Annotated in this window: 16 protein-coding genes; 12 read left to right on the top strand and 4 right to left on the bottom strand. The window is 64.7% G+C overall.

Features of this window, described 5'->3' with window-relative positions:
• Positions 1-5: 5 nt before the first annotated feature.
• Both QX073_RS19945 and QX073_RS19940 read right to left on the bottom strand, forming a co-directional pair.
• Positions 6-1,511 (bottom strand): sugar ABC transporter ATP-binding protein, encoded by a 1,506-nt coding sequence (locus QX073_RS19945; protein ID WP_316226247.1) that lies wholly within the window; start codon positions 1,509-1,511, stop codon positions 6-8.
• Between the two features lie 10 nt (positions 1,512-1,521).
• Positions 1,522-2,544, bottom strand: a complete 1,023-nt coding sequence (locus tag QX073_RS19940; RefSeq protein ID WP_316226246.1) for a sugar ABC transporter substrate-binding protein — start codon at positions 2,542-2,544, stop codon at positions 1,522-1,524.
• A 197-nt stretch (positions 2,545-2,741) separates the two neighbouring features.
• On the opposite strand from QX073_RS19940, the gene QX073_RS19935 reads away from it, so the two are divergent.
• From QX073_RS19935 to QX073_RS19890, 10 genes are all read left to right on the top strand, one after another.
• Positions 2,742-3,587 (top strand): metallophosphoesterase family protein, encoded by an 846-nt coding sequence (locus QX073_RS19935; protein ID WP_316226245.1) that lies wholly within the window; start codon positions 2,742-2,744, stop codon positions 3,585-3,587.
• Between the two features lie 544 nt (positions 3,588-4,131).
• Entirely contained in the window at positions 4,132-4,497 is a 366-nt protein-coding gene (locus QX073_RS19930) for a DUF2946 family protein (RefSeq protein WP_315711572.1), read from the top strand.
• Positions 4,498-4,632: 135 nt separating this feature from the next.
• On the top strand, positions 4,633-5,151 hold the full coding sequence (locus QX073_RS19925; RefSeq protein WP_316170117.1) for a copper chaperone PCu(A)C: 519 nt from the start codon (positions 4,633-4,635) through the stop codon (positions 5,149-5,151).
• 65 nt (positions 5,152-5,216) lie between these two features.
• On the top strand, positions 5,217-5,657 hold the full coding sequence (locus tag QX073_RS19920; protein WP_316226244.1) for a DUF2946 family protein: 441 nt from the start codon (positions 5,217-5,219) through the stop codon (positions 5,655-5,657).
• A 91-nt stretch (positions 5,658-5,748) separates the two neighbouring features.
• Complete coding sequence (locus QX073_RS19915; protein ID WP_316226243.1) at positions 5,749-8,136, top strand: TonB-dependent receptor; 2,388 nt, start codon at positions 5,749-5,751, stop codon at positions 8,134-8,136.
• Between the two features lie 53 nt (positions 8,137-8,189).
• Positions 8,190-9,371, top strand: a complete 1,182-nt coding sequence (locus QX073_RS19910) for a sialidase family protein (RefSeq protein ID WP_316226311.1) — start codon at positions 8,190-8,192, stop codon at positions 9,369-9,371.
• Positions 9,368-9,865: a TlpA disulfide reductase family protein gene (locus QX073_RS19905; RefSeq protein WP_315750901.1), complete on the top strand. Its 498-nt coding sequence runs from the start codon at positions 9,368-9,370 to the stop codon at positions 9,863-9,865. The genes QX073_RS19910 and QX073_RS19905 overlap by 4 nt, the downstream gene beginning before the upstream one ends.
• A 207-nt stretch (positions 9,866-10,072) precedes the next feature.
• Entirely contained in the window at positions 10,073-11,407 is a 1,335-nt protein-coding gene (proS, locus tag QX073_RS19900) for a proline--tRNA ligase (protein ID WP_316226242.1), read from the top strand.
• A gap of 95 nt (positions 11,408-11,502) precedes the next feature.
• Positions 11,503-12,786: a lipoprotein-releasing ABC transporter permease subunit gene (locus tag QX073_RS19895; protein ID WP_315711581.1), complete on the top strand. Its 1,284-nt coding sequence runs from the start codon at positions 11,503-11,505 to the stop codon at positions 12,784-12,786.
• A gap of 7 nt (positions 12,787-12,793) precedes the next feature.
• Complete coding sequence (locus QX073_RS19890) at positions 12,794-13,495, top strand: ABC transporter ATP-binding protein (protein WP_231324716.1); 702 nt, start codon at positions 12,794-12,796, stop codon at positions 13,493-13,495.
• A 12-nt stretch (positions 13,496-13,507) separates the two neighbouring features.
• Here the strand turns inward: QX073_RS19890 and QX073_RS19885 are convergent, their stop codons facing one another.
• Positions 13,508-14,587: a zinc-binding alcohol dehydrogenase family protein gene (locus QX073_RS19885; protein ID WP_316191337.1), complete on the bottom strand. Its 1,080-nt coding sequence runs from the start codon at positions 14,585-14,587 to the stop codon at positions 13,508-13,510.
• A 140-nt stretch (positions 14,588-14,727) separates the two neighbouring features.
• On the opposite strand from QX073_RS19885, the gene QX073_RS19880 reads away from it, so the two are divergent.
• Together QX073_RS19880 and QX073_RS19875 are read left to right on the top strand one after the other, a co-directional pair.
• Positions 14,728-15,498, top strand: coding sequence for a helix-turn-helix transcriptional regulator (locus QX073_RS19880; RefSeq protein WP_316191336.1), 771 nt, complete (start codon positions 14,728-14,730; stop codon positions 15,496-15,498).
• A gap of 445 nt (positions 15,499-15,943) precedes the next feature.
• Positions 15,944-16,717 carry an outer membrane protein gene (locus QX073_RS19875; protein WP_315711586.1) on the top strand — a complete coding sequence of 258 codons (774 nt, stop codon included), beginning with the start codon at positions 15,944-15,946 and terminating at the stop codon, positions 16,715-16,717.
• A gap of 106 nt (positions 16,718-16,823) precedes the next feature.
• On the opposite strand, the gene QX073_RS19870 is transcribed toward QX073_RS19875, so the two are convergent.
• Positions 16,824-17,159, bottom strand: a complete 336-nt coding sequence (locus tag QX073_RS19870; RefSeq protein ID WP_315711587.1) for a DUF3551 domain-containing protein — start codon at positions 17,157-17,159, stop codon at positions 16,824-16,826.
• Positions 17,160-17,229 lie beyond the last annotated feature (70 nt).

The raw sequence follows: 17,229 nt of genomic DNA, 5'->3' as shown, positions 1-17,229 counted from the left end.
TCTCCCTACGCCGCCTCGAGCAGACGGTCTTTGCTGATGGTTTCGCCAGCAAATTCGCGCACGACCTCGCCGCGCTTGAGCACGATGACACGGTCGGCCATCGACAGCACGGTCTCTGGCTCGGTCGAGAGCACGATCACGGCGATGCCCTGGTCGCGCAGCTGCCGCACGATTCCGATCACGTCGCTCTTGGCGCCGACATCCATGCCGCGGGTCGGCTCGCACAGCACCAGCAGCCGCGGCGGATGGCTGAGCCATTTAGCGAGCGCGACCTTCTGCTGGTTGCCGCCCGAGAGCAGGCCGAGGTCGATCTCGACATCCGCGGGCCGGATCTGCAGCTGCTCGACCTGGCGCTTCGCCAGCGCCCGCTCATGTGCCGGCTTCAGCAGCACGGCGTTGATGCGGTCGAGGATGCTGATCGAGATGTTCTTGTAGACGGGCTCCTGCAGGAACAGCATGTCGCGCCGGCTCTCCGGCACGAAGGCGATGCCGGCGCGGCGCGCATCCGCCGTGCTCTTGAAGCGGTTGCGCTGGCCTGATACGCGCAGCTCGCCGGCGTCGGGCGCAAGCTTGCCGAACAGGATGCGCGCCAGCTCGAGCTGGCCGCAGCCCATGAAGCCGTAGATGCCGAGCACCTCGCCGGCGCGCACGGCGAACGAGACGCGCTTCAGATTGCGCGCCAGCGACAGGCCGTCGGCTTCGACGACCACGGGCTTGTCGGCCGTCGGCGCGGGCAGGGTGATGTCGTGGGTGTAGCTGTCCTCCAGCGCATCGCGTCCCTTGCCGATCATGGCCTCGATCAGCGCGGCCTTGCTGGTGTCGGCGGCACGCGTTTCCATGATCTTGCGGCCGTTGCGGAACACCGTGACCTCGTCGGAGATCAGCAGGATGTCCTCGATGAAGTGTGAGATGAAGACGATCCCGGTGCCCTGCTCGCGCAGCCTGCGCAACGCCGCGAACAGCCGCTCGACCTCGGGCGGCGACAGCGCCGAGGTCGGCTCGTCCAGGATGATGATGCGCGCCCCGGAGAACAGCACTCGCGCGATCTCGATCAGCTGCTGAACGCCGATCGGCAGATCTCCCAGCCGGCTCATCGGATCGGCGTCGATGCCGAGCCGCTTGAGCTGCTCGGCGGCCTCGCGTGCCATGCGACGCCACTGCACGATGCCCAGCGCATTGGTCGGCTGGTTGCCGAGAAACACGTTCTCGGCCACGGTGAGGTCCGGCGCGACGCTGAGTTCCTGGTGCACCATCGCTATGCCGGCCGCGCGGGCGTCGCGCACGGAGTTGAAATGAACCTCGCGGCCGTCGAGCAGGAAACGGCCGGAGAAACCGGTGTGCACGCCGGCGATGATCTTCATCAGCGTGCTCTTGCCGGCGCCGTTCTCCCCGACGAGACCATGGATCTCGCCGGGGCGAAGAGTGAAGTCGACGCCGCGCAACGCGGTGACGCCGCCGAACGACTTGGTGATGTCCTGCAATTCCAGAAGAGGCGGGCGGCTGTTCGACATGGGAGGGACTTCAGATCAGGAAGTGATCCTCCATCCATTGCATGCCGGCGGCATTGGCCTTGGTCACGACGGGTCCGTCGGTGATGACGTGCTTCGGAATGCCCTGGCCGCTCTTTTCGCCGGCGGTGACCGCGGCGACGCCTGCGACGATCGCGCCGCCATGGATGCGGCAGGACGGATTGCGCACGGTCGCGAACATGCGGCCCTCGCTGACCGCCTGGATCGCCGGCGGCATGGCGTCGACACCGCCGATCAGGATGTTGGTGCGGTTGCGCGCCTTCATGATGTTGTAGGCGGCGAGGGCCATGTCGTCATTGTGGAAGAACGCCGCGTCGATCTGCGGATATTTCGTGAGATAGGTCTCCCACAGCCGTGCCGCCTTCGACACGTCCCAGTCGGCCGGCTGCGTGTCCAGCACCTCGATGTTCGCAAACTGCTTGATCACCGAGTTGAAGCCCTTGGCGCGGCCCTGCGCGCCGGTGTGGCCGAGCGCGCCCTGCGTCATGATGATCTTGCCCTTGCCGCCCATCGCAGTCGCCAGAGCCTGCGTGACCGATGCGCCCATGAACTCGTTGTCGGGTGCGAGGAAGGAGTGGACGTTGATCTGATCGAGCGGCGCGATCAGCGTGTCCATGTCGATCACGGGAATGCCGGCATCGATCATCTTCTGCACCGGCTGAGTCAGGGTTCCGATGCCGAACGCCTGGATCGCGACGAAGTCCCACTTCTGCGACGCCATGTTGTCGATCGCGGCGCGCTGCTTCACCGCATCGAGCTGGCCGTCGAACCAGGTCACCTCGACATTGAGCAGCTTGCCCCACCATTCCGCGGCCTGCTTGCCCTGGGCGCACCAGGTCGCCTGCAAGCCGGCATTGGAGAAGGCTGCCTTGAGCGGCTTTTCGGAGCGGCCCATCTCGGCAGCCATCGCCGGAGTGATGCCAAAGCCGGCGAGAAGGGCCGCCGCAGAGCCCGCGGCCGTCGCCGCCTGGAGAAGATCGCGCCTCGTCGTGGACGTTTTTCTAGTGCCGGACATCCCGTGCTCCCTGTCCCATCGTTGTCCGGCGGCGTCATTGATCGCGCCGCCGAGAGCAGCAGTGTTTCACAACCCCATTGATCACGCCACAGCCGGATGTTGTGCGTCGCACCGAGCGACTTTCGCGCTGCACGCGCGATGTCAGAAAACCGTGATGCGCCCGTGGTACGCGGCAGCGCAGCTTTGGGAGAGAACCTTTGGCAACGACGCGCATCGCCGTGATCGCCGACATCCATCACGGCCGGGATACGCCCACGAAGCGGGGATCGGTGGCGCTGCAATTGCTGGAGCGCTTCGTCACGGAAGTGAACGCCGAAGACATCGATGCGGTCATCGATCTTGGCGACAGGATTTCTGACGAAGATCCCGAGCGCGATCGGCTGCTGCAAAGCGATGTCGCGATGTGCTTTGCGAAGTTGGCATCGACGCATCATCACGTCAGTGGCAATCATGATGTCGCATTGCTCAGCCTCGCCGACAATGAAGCGATCCTCGATCGTCCGAGCGGGTCGCGCGCGGTGATCGTCGGCGATGTCAGATGTGTGTTCTGGCAGCCCGACGTGAGTCTGACTCCGACGCGCGGCTTTCGCCTGTCCGCGAGCGATCTCGACGCGCTGGTCCAGCTGCTCGCCCAGGATGACCGGCCGACCTTGCTCGTCAGCCACGTGCCGTTGTCAGGACATGCTCAGACCGGCAACTACCACTTCGAAGCCAATCCGGGACACGCGGCCTATGCCGAGACCGACGCGATCCGCGCGGCGATCGCGGATGCGCCGTGCCCGATCGTCGGGCTCGCCGGCCATGTTCATTGGAATACGCTGACAACGGTCGATGGCACACCGCATCTGACCTTGCAGTCGCTGACAGAGACGTTCATCTCGGGCGATCCAGCCGAAGCGGCGGGCATCCTCACGATCGGCGATGGTTCGTTGCGCTGGACCGTGACTGGCCGCGAACCGCTGTCGGTGACACTGCCATGGCCGAGGACCAAGGCGCGGTGGTGCGCTCCGTTGTCGTGCTTTGCGACTGCTGCGATGGCCTGAGGTGATTGCGTGTTCAGACAGCGTTCATGCGGCCCGCGATACCGTCAACGGAGAATATCGTGGCGCGCTGCGATGACTGCCAAAAAAATAGAGCAGGGCAGCGGGCCCTGCTCGGAAATTGTGTCGACCCTTTAGATATCCCGCAAGTTCAGATTTGATCTTGTTAAGCGGGGTGACGCTGCTTGTTGCGCGCCAGGGCTCCTCCCGAGACTTGGACCACCAGACTTCCGCAAGCGATAGCCTGAGGCCCGAATTCGTAGACGATCTTTTGGCGTTTGTCATCCTTTTCGGCAACGATTGTTCAAATTTCGCGCACTTCCTGAAATGATCGGTAAGTGCTTGCAATTGACGAGCTTTATTTTCGAGTCTTCTCGCGGTAGGTGCTGAATTACCTTGGAGGCTGGCGTCCCGCGAAGGCCCATCCGGGCGTAGCGGATTGTTCTTAATCAACGACCGCTGGCGAAATGTGCTGACTGTGCCCTGCGCGACCTCGACTCCGGGCGTTCGCTCGGGCACAACAATTCAGTTCATTTGGCAGGCTTTCATGCGGCAGCGGCTGCAGGCGTTTCTCCCGATCATGCTGATCGCACTGATGGTGCAGATCCTGGCGCCGATCGGCGTTGCCTGGGCGGCCGCGTCAGCCGTGGCTGATCCCTTGCACGGCCTCGAAATCTGCCACAGCCAGCCCGGTTCCCAGTCGGTGGACGACGAGTCGCCGGCTAAGCCCGCGCTCCACGGCTGTTCGCTGTGCTGCCTGGCGCAGCCGGTCACCCTGGATGGGCCGGAGCTGTCCGTCATCGCCACGCCGCAACGGGATTCGGGCGAGGTCGTGTGGCGGGCCGGTGATCCGGCCGGCCGGATGACCAAGGCCTTCTCGAACGCGCAGGCAAGGGCTCCGCCCGCAGCGTGACGCCGCGCTGGCCGCTGTGCGGCCCTCATCTCCAAATCGCAAGATTACGACCTGCGTTGTCTGCTCGGCCCTAGCCGTGCGGATACGCGCAAATCGATCAAGCTGGCGCATCGCCGCCAAGAAAAGGATGACGACATGACCTTCCTCGGACGCTCTCTGCTTGCATTCGCTCTCCTGTTGGGAGGATCTTCTGCCGCCTTCGCCGCGGACGTGAAGGCCGGTGACCTCGTCATCACCCAGCCATGGAGCCGCGCCACGCCGGGTGGCGCCAAGACGGGCGCCGGCTATCTGACCATCGAGAACAAGGGCAGCGCGCCGGACCGCCTCGTCGCGGTGACCGGCGCTGTCGCCGGGCGGGTCGAGATTCACGAGATGGCCGTCACCAACGGCGTGATGACCATGCGTCCGCTCGACAAGGGACTCACGATTGAGCCGGGCAAGACCGTCGCGCTGGCGCCGGGCGGCTATCACCTGATGCTGATGGATCTGAAGAGCCCGCTGAAGCAGGGCGACAAGCTGCCGGTCACGCTGGAGTTCGAGAAGGCCGGCAAGGTGTCCGTGACGCTCGAGGTGCAGGCGGTCGGCGCCAAGGGGCCGGGCGGCGAGGGCGGCAGCATGATGAAGCAGCACGATCATTCCGGCATGAAGATGTAGGCCGGGCGCCCCGCGACTCCGACGGAGGGCCGGTCTCGATGAAGCAACGGGTGTTGAACGCCGCCATGACAGCCGGTTCGCGCGCGAGCCGGCTGGTGGCGGCTGACCGCGCCCGACGTCCTGCCAATGTCCGTCAGAAGCTCGGCCGATATCTGCCGGTCGCGCTGCTAGCAATGCTGTTGCAGGTGCTGGCGCCAGTGGCGGCGTCCGCCCTGAGCGCCGTGACGATCGCGACGGCCGATCCGTTCGGCGGGATGGCGATCTGTCATGCCGAGACGGATGCGGCGCCCCTTGGTGGCGATGCCGACCGCACCGCCTGCGGCCTTGACTGCGTCATGTGCTGCGTGCTGCACGCCGCCGCGGCGCTCGATACGCCGCCCGCGCCGTTCGATGCGGCTCCGCTGGGTCTGACGGCGTCCATCGTCTGGACGGCGCGCGAGCTCCGCCTCGTTCATCTGCTTGCCCGGGCACAGGCGCAACCAAGAGGACCTCCCTCCCTCTCCTGAGGACAGAAATCGTCATCGGCCGCAGCCGCGTGCCGATCCGTTTTGAATCAGGAAGACCGGCCGTGCAGAGCCGGCATCGGGGAAGTCAAACATGTTCCGTCGTCATGCCCTGGGTGGTGTGAGCGTGCTCGCACTGCAGCTCTTGCTGCCGCAATCGGCCACGATCGCGCGCGCCGAGACCGAGAAGGAATTGCCGTCCGTCACCGTCGACGCGCCGCGTGCCGCACCACAACGGGCCGTGCGCAAGCCGGTCACGCAGCCAACGTCCGTCCGCGCGCGCGCGCCAAAGCCGGCTGCCGCATCCGTGGTCAGCAGCTCCGGACAGGGAGGAGCGGTGTCCGACCGAGCCTCGGGTGCCGGCGCCGCCCGCAACCAGCTCAGCCAGTCGCCGACCGGCCAGACCGCGACCACGATCGACCGCAGCCGCTACGATGACCGGCCTGCGTTTTCCGTCGGCGACATCCTGCGCGAAAGCCCCGGCGTCTCGCTCAAGCAGGGCAACGGACCGCGCGACCTTGGCATCTCGATCCGCGGCTCCAATGCCCGCAACGGCTTCGGCATCCGCAACATCGTGCTGTTCGAGGACGGATTTCCAGTCACCCAGCCGGACGGGCTGTCGCGCAGCGACCTGATCGATCCCCACGCCTATGGTGCGGTCGACGTGATCCGCGGGCCGTCCTCGGCGCTCTACGGCAACTATGCGACCGGAGGCGCGATCAATTTCCGCACCCGCCCGGGCAGCAGCATCGACGGTGCGGAGATCGGCAGCGAAGGCGGCAGCTTCGGCTATCTCAGCAACTACATGACGTTCGGCAAGAAGGTCGGCAATTTCGAGGGCTCGTTGTTCACCAGCGACGTCCGCGGCGATGGCTATCTCGGCAACAGCTGGTTCAACACCCAGACCGTCAACTTCCTCGGCACCTACAAGGCGACGCCGGATGACCGCTTTACGGTCAAGATCATCAACAACGACCTGTTCACGCGGCTGCCAATCCGGTCGTCGCTGAATCAGTACTATCAGAACCCTTATCAGCAGGGCTGCGCGACATGGACGACAGCAGCCGCGGGCTGCGGCAGCGTCACGTTGTTCAACAACGGGTTCAACAACTCGGCTGGAACGGACAAAGAGACGGCGCTGCAGGCCGGGCTCGGCCGCAACGACCGCCGTACCATCGTCGGCGGGCGCTGGGAGCACGATTTCGACAACAACACGACCTGGCGCAATCAGTTCGTGTTCGATGACCGCAACATCAGCCAGCCGACCGGGTCGACCAGCGCGGTCGGCGACTATCCGTCCTACAACTACATGAGCGACATCACCCGGCGGGGCGACATCTTCGGCCTGGAATCGACCAGCTTCTTCGGCGCCTTCTACAATACGCTCACCGCGTCCGGAGACACGTTCAACGTCATGCCGGGCGGCAACGGCACGCTCGGCCGCTTGTCGACCAACCTTCTGAGCGAGACGACGAATTTCGGCGTGCGGGCGCGCGAGGAGCTCAAGCTGACGTCGGCCTTGACCGCGGTGGCCGGTCTTGGCTGGGAGCGCACCCATCTGCGCGGCGTGAACACGGCAGGGGGGACAGGGACGACGCTCACGACCGCGGACCGGCAGTTCGACAATCTCGCGCCCGAGTTTGCGCTGCTCTACAAGGTGAACAGCGACTGGCTGGTGCGGGCGCGCGTCGCATCGGGATATGGCACGCCGCAGGTCTCGAACCTGTTTGTGCTCCCGAGCGGCACAGCCGGAAACAACACCAATCTCGCCTCGCAAAGCAATCTTGGCTACGATTTGGGCTTCGACTGGACTCCCAACAAGTCGGTCACCCTGAGCGCAACCGGCTTCTACGAATTCTTCCGCAACGAGATCGTCAACCAGGCAACGCCGGTTGCCGGCGTGACCTATGCGTTCAATGCCCCGCGCTCGGAGCATCGCGGGGTCGAGCTGGCAGCAGACTGGAGATTCCTGTCCGGCTGGCGCTTCACGGCCGCCTACACCTATCTCGACGAAATCTACACCGACTATACCGAGAACCTGACAAATGGCACGGTCTTCCGCTTCAACCGCGCCGGCAACAAGATCCCAGGGATCTCCCCGAACGAGCTGACGGCCCGGCTGGGGTATGATCACGCCAGCGGAAGGCTTGCAGGGCTGGGTGCCTTCGTCGAGGTCCAATGGAAGGATTCCTTTTATATGGACAATGCGAACCTGCTCAGGGCGCCCGGCTACGAGCTGGTCAATCTGAACGTCCATTACAGGACCGAGCTTGCGTCCGAAGCCTTCAAGTCGCTCAACGTCTTCTTCGAGGTCAGGAACGTGTTCGACCGCACCTATATTGCGTCGGCCAACAACATCGCGAACTCGGTCACGTCTGCAGGCGTTCAAAATCCCGCCAGCGTTCTGGCCAATACCACCGGCTCGATCTATGCCGGCTCACCGCGCGCCTTCGTCGCTGGCATGAAGGTGGCATTCCGATGAGGCACAACATGACAAGCACGTCATTGCTTCGAGGCTGCGTCGTCGGACTCGCCATGGCCCTGATGTGGCCGCTGTCCGTGCGGGCCCAGATGGCACATCAGCACGGATCGGACGCAGCATGCGAGGGCACCGAGCTCCGATGCGCCACCAAGGTGACGCCGTTCTTCGCTGAAGACGGCAAGCTCTGGCTCGTCTGGATGGCCGGAGGACGGGTGTCGGTGGCGGGCTCGACCGACGGCGGGAAAACGTATTCCGCCGCCGTACCGGTCACCGAGCAGCAGCTCAATCTCGACTGGGGGCCCGATGCCCGTCCGAAGCTGGTGGTCGACGGCAAAGGCGTCATAGCGGTGGCGTTCTCGATCTTCCGCGACCAGGCGTTCAACGGGCAGGTGCTGTACTCCCGGTCGGATGATGATGGCAAAAGCTTCGCGGCGCCTCGTCCCATCACGCCAAACAACGAAAGCCAGCGCTTCGAGGCGCTGGCGCTGGACCAGGACGGCACCGTCTTCGTGGCCTGGCTCGACAAGCGCAACCGGGTGCCGGCGAAGGCCGCCGGGCGCGCCTACGAGGGCGCGGGATTGTTCTTCTCATCATCGCGCGATGGCGGCGCCACCTATGCCGAAGCGACGCTGGCCCAGGACAACACCTGCGAATGTTGCCGGCTCGGCGTTGCCTTCGCGGGGCCGGGACGTCCGGTGGTGATGTTCCGCAATATCTTCGAAGGCAGCGTGCGCGACCACGCCGTGATCACCTTCAGCGACCTCGCCAAACCGGGCGAGGTCTACCGGGTCAGCACCGATGATTGGCAGATCAAGGCCTGCCCGCATCAGGGGCCGAGCCTGACCGTGTCGCCGGCGGGCACGTATCATGTCGCCTGGTTCACAAGCGGCAAGGTTCGCAAAGGGCTGTTCTACGCGCATTCGCGCGACGGTGGCCGGACGTTCTCGGAACCCATGGCGATCGGCCAGGCCGACCGCAATCCGACGCGGCCCTATGTGCTCGCGACCCAGGACAGCACGACGCTGGTGTGGAAGGAGTTCGACGGCGAGCGCACCACGGTGATGGGAATGCAATCGCGGGACGATGGCGAGACGTGGTCGAAGCCGCGCGCCCTTGCCAGCACGGACAATGCGTCGGATCACCCGCTGCTGGTCGCCCATGGCAGGCAGATCTTCCTGTCCTGGATGACCAAGTCTGATGGCTATCGGTTGCAGCCGATCGGAGATGAGTCATGAAACGCCCATTCGCCGCCCTTGCGATCTTTGGCTTCGTCGCCTTGACGGCGTCGAGCACCGCAGCACCGCCATCGCTCAAGCCGTTCGAGCGCGGCACCTGGCGCGAGGTGCTGCGGGCCCACGCGGGTCGTCCGACGCTGATCCATTTCTGGGGCGTCACCTGCGGCCCCTGCAAGATCGAGCTGCCGCAGCTCGGCAAGTTCATGTCCGATCATCCCGAGATCGACGTCGTCACCGTCAGCGCCGATTTGGTGCCGAACCTGAACGCTGCGACCCAGGCCATGCTGGACAAGGCCGGACTCACCACGGCGGAGAACTTCATCTTCAACGACGGATATGTCGAGCGTCTCCGGTTCGAGATCGATCCGTCCTGGCAGGGTGATATCCCGCGCACGATACTCGTGACCCGCGAGGGCGCGGTCTCGACCATCGAAGGCAGCGCCGAGATCGGCGATCTCGACAAATGGTCCTCGGAGCAGGGGCGGGGGCACTAAGACGGCCGGGGCGCGGGGATCTTGCCCGGTCGCCCTGCGCGAGCCTCATCACGGCGACGTGCGCCGTTCATCCTCCACTTCAGCGGAACCGGTAAATTGATTGGGAATCCGGCGGCTTAGCCGCCTTTTTTCAAACCCAGCCTTGTGTTTTGCCGCCTGATCCGGTTTGACTGCGCCAGCCCGAACCGAATCTCGAAGGCCTCGCCCATGCGTCTGTCGCGGTTTTTCCTGCCCATTCTGAAAGAAAATCCGAAGGAAGCCGAGATCGTCTCGCACCGGTTGATGCTGCGCGCCGGCATGCTGCGGCAGGAGGCGGCCGGCATCTATGCCTGGCTGCCGCTGGGCTTCAAGGTGCTGAAGAAGATCGAGCAGATCGTGCGCGAGGAGCAGAACCGCGCCGGTGCGCTGGAGCTGTTGATGCCGACCCTGCAGCTCGCCGACCTCTGGCGCGAGAGCGGCCGCTACGATGCCTATGGCCCGGAGATGCTGCGTATCAGCGACCGCCACAAGCGTGAGTTGCTGTACGGGCCGACCAACGAGGAAATGATCACGGAGATATTCCGTGCCTATGTGAAGTCCTACCGCAACCTGCCGCTCAATCTCTATCATATCCAATGGAAATTCCGCGACGAGCAGCGTCCCCGCTTCGGCGTGATGCGCGGCCGCGAATTCCTGATGAAGGACGCCTATTCGTTCGACCTCGACGAAGCCGGCGCGCGGCGCGCCTACAACAAGATGTTCGTCGCCTATCTGCGCACCTTCGCGCGGATGGGTCTGAAGGGCATCCCGATGCGCGCCGAGACCGGTCCGATCGGCGGCGATCTCAGCCATGAGTTCATCGTGCTCGCGGAGACCGGTGAATCCGGCGTCTACTGCGACCGCAATGTGCTCGACCTGCCGATCCCGCCGGCCTCCGTCGATTATGACGGCGACCTGACCCCGATCATCAAGCAATGGACGTCGCTCTATGCGGCGACCGAGGACGTCCATGACGCCGCCCGCTTCGAAGCCGAGGTGCCGGCTGAGCGGCGGGTCCATACCCGCGGCATCGAGGTCGGCCAGATCTTCTATTTCGGCACCAAATATTCCGAGCCGATGAAGGCGCTGGTCGCGGGCCCCGATGGGGCGGAGGTGGCCATCCACGGCGGCTCCTATGGCGTCGGCGTGTCACGGCTGGCTGGTGCGATCATCGAGGCCTGTCACGACGACGCCGGCATCAGATGGCCGGAGGAGGTCGCTCCGTTCCGCGCCGTGATCCTCAACCTGAAGCAGGGCGGCTCCGACACCGATGCTGCCTGCGAGCAGCTCTATCGCGATCTCCTGGCCAAGGGGGTCGACGTGCTCTACGACGACACCGAGCAGCGTGCCGGCGGCAAGTTCGCCACGGCGGACCTCATCGGCATCCCCTGGCAGATCATGGTTGGCCCCAAGAGCCTCGCCGAGGGCAAGGTCGAGGTGAAGACCCGCAGCGACGGCGCCCGCCAGATGATGTCCCCCGCGGACGTCGTGGCACGGCTCGGCGGCGGGACATTGGCTGGCTGAGACGCGCGTTCGATCATCGGATTATCCACCGGGGCTGCCCGTCCCCTTCAGGCCAATCCGGCCACATTCGGCCCGAATCATGGGATGATCGCACAATGGATGACGCCATGACCGAACCGGTGCAGACCACCACCCCCTTCGCTCCCTTCGAGTGGATGCTGTCGGGGCGCTATCTGCGCGCGCGCCGCAGGGAAGGGTTCATCTCCGTCATCGCGGGGTTCTCCTTCCTCGGCATCATGCTGGGCGTCGCCACCCTGATCATCGTGATGGCGGTGATGAACGGCTTCCGCAAGGAGCTGCTCGACAAGATCCTCGGTCTGAACGGGCATCTGCTGGTGCAGCCGCTGGAGTCGCCGCTCACCGACTGGAAGGACGTCTCCGAGCGGATCGCGCAGGTGCAGGGCATCCGACTTGCCGCGCCGGTGGTTGACGGACAGGGTCTGGGCTCGTCGCCATTCAATGCGTCAGGCGTGTTCATCCGCGGCATTCGCGCGCAGGACCTCACGAACCTGACGTCGATCGCCAAGAACATCAAGCAGGGTTCGCTGGAAGGTTTCGACGAAGGCCAGGGCGTCGCGATCGGCCGCCGGCTCGCGGACCAATTGTCGCTGCATGCCGGTGACAGCATCACCCTGGTCGCCCCGAAGGGCGCCGTGACGCCGATGGGCACCACGCCGCGCATCAAGCCCTACAAGATCGCGGCGGTGTTCGAGATCGGCATGTCGGAATACGACGCCAGCTTCGTCTTCATGCCGCTGGCCGAGGCGCAGGCCTATTTCAACCGCAACAACGACGTCACCGCGATCGAGATCTTCACCAGCAATCCCGACAAGGTGGAGGAGTTTCGCAAGACGGTCACCGAGGCGGCCGGCCGCCCGATCTTTCTCGTCGACTGGCGCCAGCGTAACTCGACCTTCTTCAATGCGCTGCAGGTCGAGCGTAACGTGATGTTCCTGATCCTGACCTTGATCGTGCTGGTCGCCGCGCTCAACATCGTTTCGGGACTGATCATGCTGGTCAAGGACAAGGGCCAGGACATCGCCGTGCTGCGGACCATGGGGGCTTCGCAGGGGGCGATCATGCGGATATTCCTGATCACCGGCGCCTCGATCGGGGTGGTCGGCACGCTCACCGGATTCGTCGTCGGCCTCCTGATCTCGATGAACATCGATTCGATCAGGAAGTTTTTGTCCTGGCTGACGAGCACCGATCTGTTTCCCAATGAACTCTATTTCCTGTCGAAGCTGCCGGCTGAGATCGATGCCGGCGAGACTGCGGCCGTTCTGATCATGGCCTTGACCCTGTCTTTCCTGGCTACGCTGTATCCATCCTGGCGCGCGGCCCGATTAGACCCGGTCGAAGCGCTTCGCTACGAGTGAGGCGCTGATGGACGAGCAGGGGGCCGAGGATGTGCCGGTCGTTTATCTCCACGAGATCAAGCGGCGGTACATGCAGGGTGAGCAGCAGCTGACCATTCTGGATGGCGCCAAGCTGGCGCTGTGGGCCGGTCAGTCGGTGGCGTTGGTGGCGCCGTCGGGCTCGGGCAAGTCGACATTGCTGCACATCGCGGGTCTCCTGGAGAGTCCCGACGAGGGCGAGGTCTATGTCGGGGGCGTGCCGACGTCGCAGTTGACCGACATCGAGCGCACCCAGATGCGCAGGACCGACATCGGTTTCGTCTACCAGTCGCACCGGCTGCTGCCGGAGTTCACGGCGCTGGAGAACGTGATGCTGCCGCAAATGATCCGCGGCTTGAAACGGTCCGAGACGGTGAAGCGGGCGACCGAGATCCTGGCTTATCTCGGGCTCGGCGAGCGCATCAAGCACCGCCCGGCCGAGCTCTCCGGCGGCGAGCAGCAACGCGTCGCGATCGCGCGTGCGGTCGCCAATGCGCCGCGTGCGCTGCTGGCGGACGAGCCGACCGGCAATCTCGATCCTGGCACCGCCGATCACGTCTTTCACGCGCTGATGCAGCTCGTGAAGGCCACGCGGGTCGCGATGCTGATCGCGACCCACAACATGGAGCTGGCCGGCCGCATGGACCGGCGCGTCTCCATCGTCGGCGGCAAGGTCGTCGAGCTCGACTGAGTCCGGCCGCAGTCAGGGCCTGATCACCGTCATCTTGAACGGCTCGCGATGGGCGGCGGCATGGGCGACCGCGTCGTTGGCATGGTCGAGGTCGAAACAGGTCGGCTCGAACTGCGCGAGGTCGAGCAGTCCGGCCCTGATCAGTCCCACCATCTTCACTGTCGCTGTCGGCGGGCACATCCAAACGCCGCGGATGGTGATGCAGTCGCGCATGATCCAGGGATAGGGCAGCTCAAGCCCGGGGCCGCCGAGCATGCCGACGCCGCCCATCAGCACCACGCGCCCATAGGGACGTACGGTCATCACGGCGGTCCGCACGACATTGGTCGTGACCGAGGGCGGCATGATGTCGAGCACGCAGTCGATCGGGCCGGGCGCGGCGCGCTTGATGCGCTCGGTGTCCTCGCTTTCATGGCCCGACAGCGTGACTGGATGGATGCGTGCGCCGAACCGGCGCTGGAGCTCGGCCAGCATGGCCTCGTTGCGACCGGGCGCCACGACCGCAGCGGCGCCCATGGCGAGCGCCACCGCGACTGCGGCGCTGCCGAACCTGCCGGTGGCGCCGCTGACCAGCACGGTCTCGCCCGCCTGCAGATTGGCGGCAAGAAAGCCGCCATAGGGCACGAGCAGGGTGCCGAGCGCGCACCACCGCGCCGCGTCGCGGGCATCGATGACACCGATCGGCTTGGCGTTCTCCGTTGGCAGCCGCATGCGCTCGGCGAACGAGCCGTGCCGGAAATGCCGTTGTAGCTTGAGCCCGCCCGGTCCGCGCGCGCTCAGGCCTTGCAGGGTTATGTCGGGGGCGAGCGCATTGTCACGTGAGCGCACCGTCGGATCGCAGAACACCCAGTCGCCAATCGCAAGATGCGTGGCATCGGGGCCGAGCGCGCTGACCCTGCCGATGCCGCTCGTTCCCGGGATGACCGGCAGTTCCAGCAGATATTTGCGTTCTCCGCTGAACACTTCATTCGCATAGGACAGCACGCCGGCTGCGGCGATGTCGACGATCACCTCGCCGGTGCCGAGCACGGGGTCTTCGACATGCTCGATCTCGAGCGGCGATCCAAATCGTTTGAGCACTGCGGCCTTCATGATCTTCTCCATTTTCGCGATGGCGAGGCACCAGTCTGCCGGTCTATCCTACGCGCAAGAAGGCCTGGTATTATCCTAGGATTGAAGAAGCCCAGGCTGGGCGCACCGCCATCGGGGGCGAACCATGAGTGATCTCGGAGATGAGTGATCCAAGACATGCCGAGCTCGGCAACTTCCTGCGCTCGCGGCGCGAGAAGCTGACGCCGCAGGCGGTCGGGCTCGCGGCCGGGCGGCGGCGACGCACCGCGGGGCTGCGGCGGGAGGAAGTGGCCGAGCTCGCCGGCATCGGTGTCGACTGGTACATCCGAATCGAGCAGGGCCGTGCGGTAAAGCCGTCCTCATCCACCATCGATGCGCTGGCGCGCGCCCTGCGCCTGAGCCGAACCGAGCATGCTCATCTCAAGGCGCTGGTGCGCGATCCTGCGCGCAAGCCGTTCGTGCGCGAGCAGGTGCCGCCCCGACTGCGCGAACTCGTGCAGAGTCTGAACCAGCCGGCCTACATCTCCGGACGGCGATGGGATGTGCTCGCCTGGAATGCGGCGGCGGACGAGATCTTCGGCTTCTCGCAACTCGCCGACGATGAGCGCAACACGTTGGTGCTGATGCTGTGCAAGCCCGGCGTGCGCCGGCTGTTCGGCGCGCAATGGAAGGAGCTGGCGCAACGCATGGTCGCGCAGTTTCGCGCGACCTATGATCTGTGGGCGGGCGATCCCGCCTTCGTCGATCTGATCGCGCGGCTGCGGCGTGGCAGCCGCGAGTTCGATGGCTTGTGGGCGGCGCACGACGTCAATGCGCTTGCTGCGGGCGAAAAGCTGCTCGAGCATCCGAAGAAGGGCCGCGTGAGGCTGCGATACGCGACCTTCCAGTCCAACGGCGATCCCGCGCTGAAGTTGGCGATCTACTACACGTGATGACGATGCCGCTCCGGACGAGCGTGCATTCCGCGTCGGCCGGGAAGCACCACACATTCGTCCGCTTTGCGCATGATGATGCTACGCATTCGCAAGACTCGTCGTGCTGCCCTGAAGAATTCACGACTGAGACGTGACAGGGGTCGTTCCGTGACCGGGAGTTTCCCGATCACGATTTTGCCGTCGCTCGCATTGTGGCCATGGATGGACGCCGGCCACGACTCCTCCTTACATCTTATTAGTTGTTTGTTCATGTTGCCGGCAAAGCCTTGAAAAACAGGCATTTGCGTCCAATCCCATAAAAGCCGGAAAGAATGGTTCTGATCTGCACATCGGTTGATGTCGGCGGAGCGAATGCGGGTGGCATAGTCGCTTCGTCGCGCTGCATGTTTTTCGCACGGAACCAGGGGGCCTGGGGACTTTGGGACAGAAGCTACGGAGTTCGATGATGAAGACGCTTTTCGGCGCAACGGTGGGGCTCGGCGCAATCGCCGCGGCGACGTCTGCATTCGCAGCTGATCTTCCAATGAAGAAGGGGCCGTACACCAAGGCGCCGCCCGCCGTCGTGGCGACGGTGTATGACTGGAGCGGCTTCTATGTCGGCTTCAACGCCGGCGGAGGTTCCAGCCGGGATTGCTGGAATCTGGTTTCGAACGCCGGTGTGGCGGTGAACCCGGCAGCCAACCGCGAAGGCTGCTCCGGTGGCGGCGGCGCGGCCGTCGGCGGCCAGGTCGGCTACCGCTATCAGATGGCCAACTGGGTGTTCGGCGTCGAGGCGCAGGGCGACTGGGCGAATTTCAAGGGCACGAATCGCAACCTGATTCTTCCCAATGTCAGCGACCGTTCACGCACCAACGGCTTCGGCCTGTTCACCGGCCAGGTCGGCTATGCCTTCGACAACATTCTCGGCTATATCAAGGGCGGTGCCGCGGTCGTCGGCGATCGCTACGACACCTTCACCACGGGCACCAACGTGATGCTCGATCGCGCCAACACGACGCGTTGGGGCGGTACGATCGGTGCCGGCCTCGAATATGGCTTTGCGCCGAACTGGTCGGTCGGCGTCGAGTACGACCACATCTTCCTGGGCAACAAGAACCTGAACTTCGTCGCCGCGGCCGGCGCGCCCGCGATGACTCATCGCATCAAGCAGGACGTCGACATCGGGCTCGTGAAGCTGAACTACAAGTTCGGCCCGGGTTTCGGGATGATGCGCTGACGCAACGTCACCCTTGATTGCTCCGGTTCGTCGAAGCCGCGGCTTCGACGAACCTTCGATGGTATGGCCTGAGACGGCGGCTCGCTGGGTCGAAGGCGGGGACGGGTCAGTCCTCTTCGAACACGAACGGGTTGGGGAACGGCGCGTAGGGATTCGGCGCCGGCGGACGCGGCCTGATCCGCTGCCTGTGCGGATACGGATAGGGCGTCGCGCGCGGGTCATTGCTGACACCGGCGAAATAGGGGTTCGCGATGCAGTTCAGCAGGCGTCCCGACGCCGTCGCCTGGCATTGCGCGTAAGTGTCGAAGGTGCAGTGGCTCAAGCCCGGAAACTCATCACCCTGCAGACAGAACGCATGCCTGACACCGACGGCGTGAGCCGGCGCATGGGTTGCGACCACGAGGCCGGCTGCAGCCAGGGCCGCAAATAAAACCTCACGCATCAACGATCTCCCTTCATCCCTTGATGACCAGAACGCGCGCGCTTCATGGCGAAGCGCCGGCGCGACGGCC

This window comes from Bradyrhizobium sp. SZCCHNS3052, assembly GCF_032484495.1.
In the GTDB taxonomy this organism is placed as follows: Bacteria; Pseudomonadota; Alphaproteobacteria; order Rhizobiales; family Xanthobacteraceae; genus Bradyrhizobium.
The sequence above is the reverse complement of the archived record's forward strand: the minus strand, read 5'-3'. Positions and strand labels throughout refer to the sequence as shown.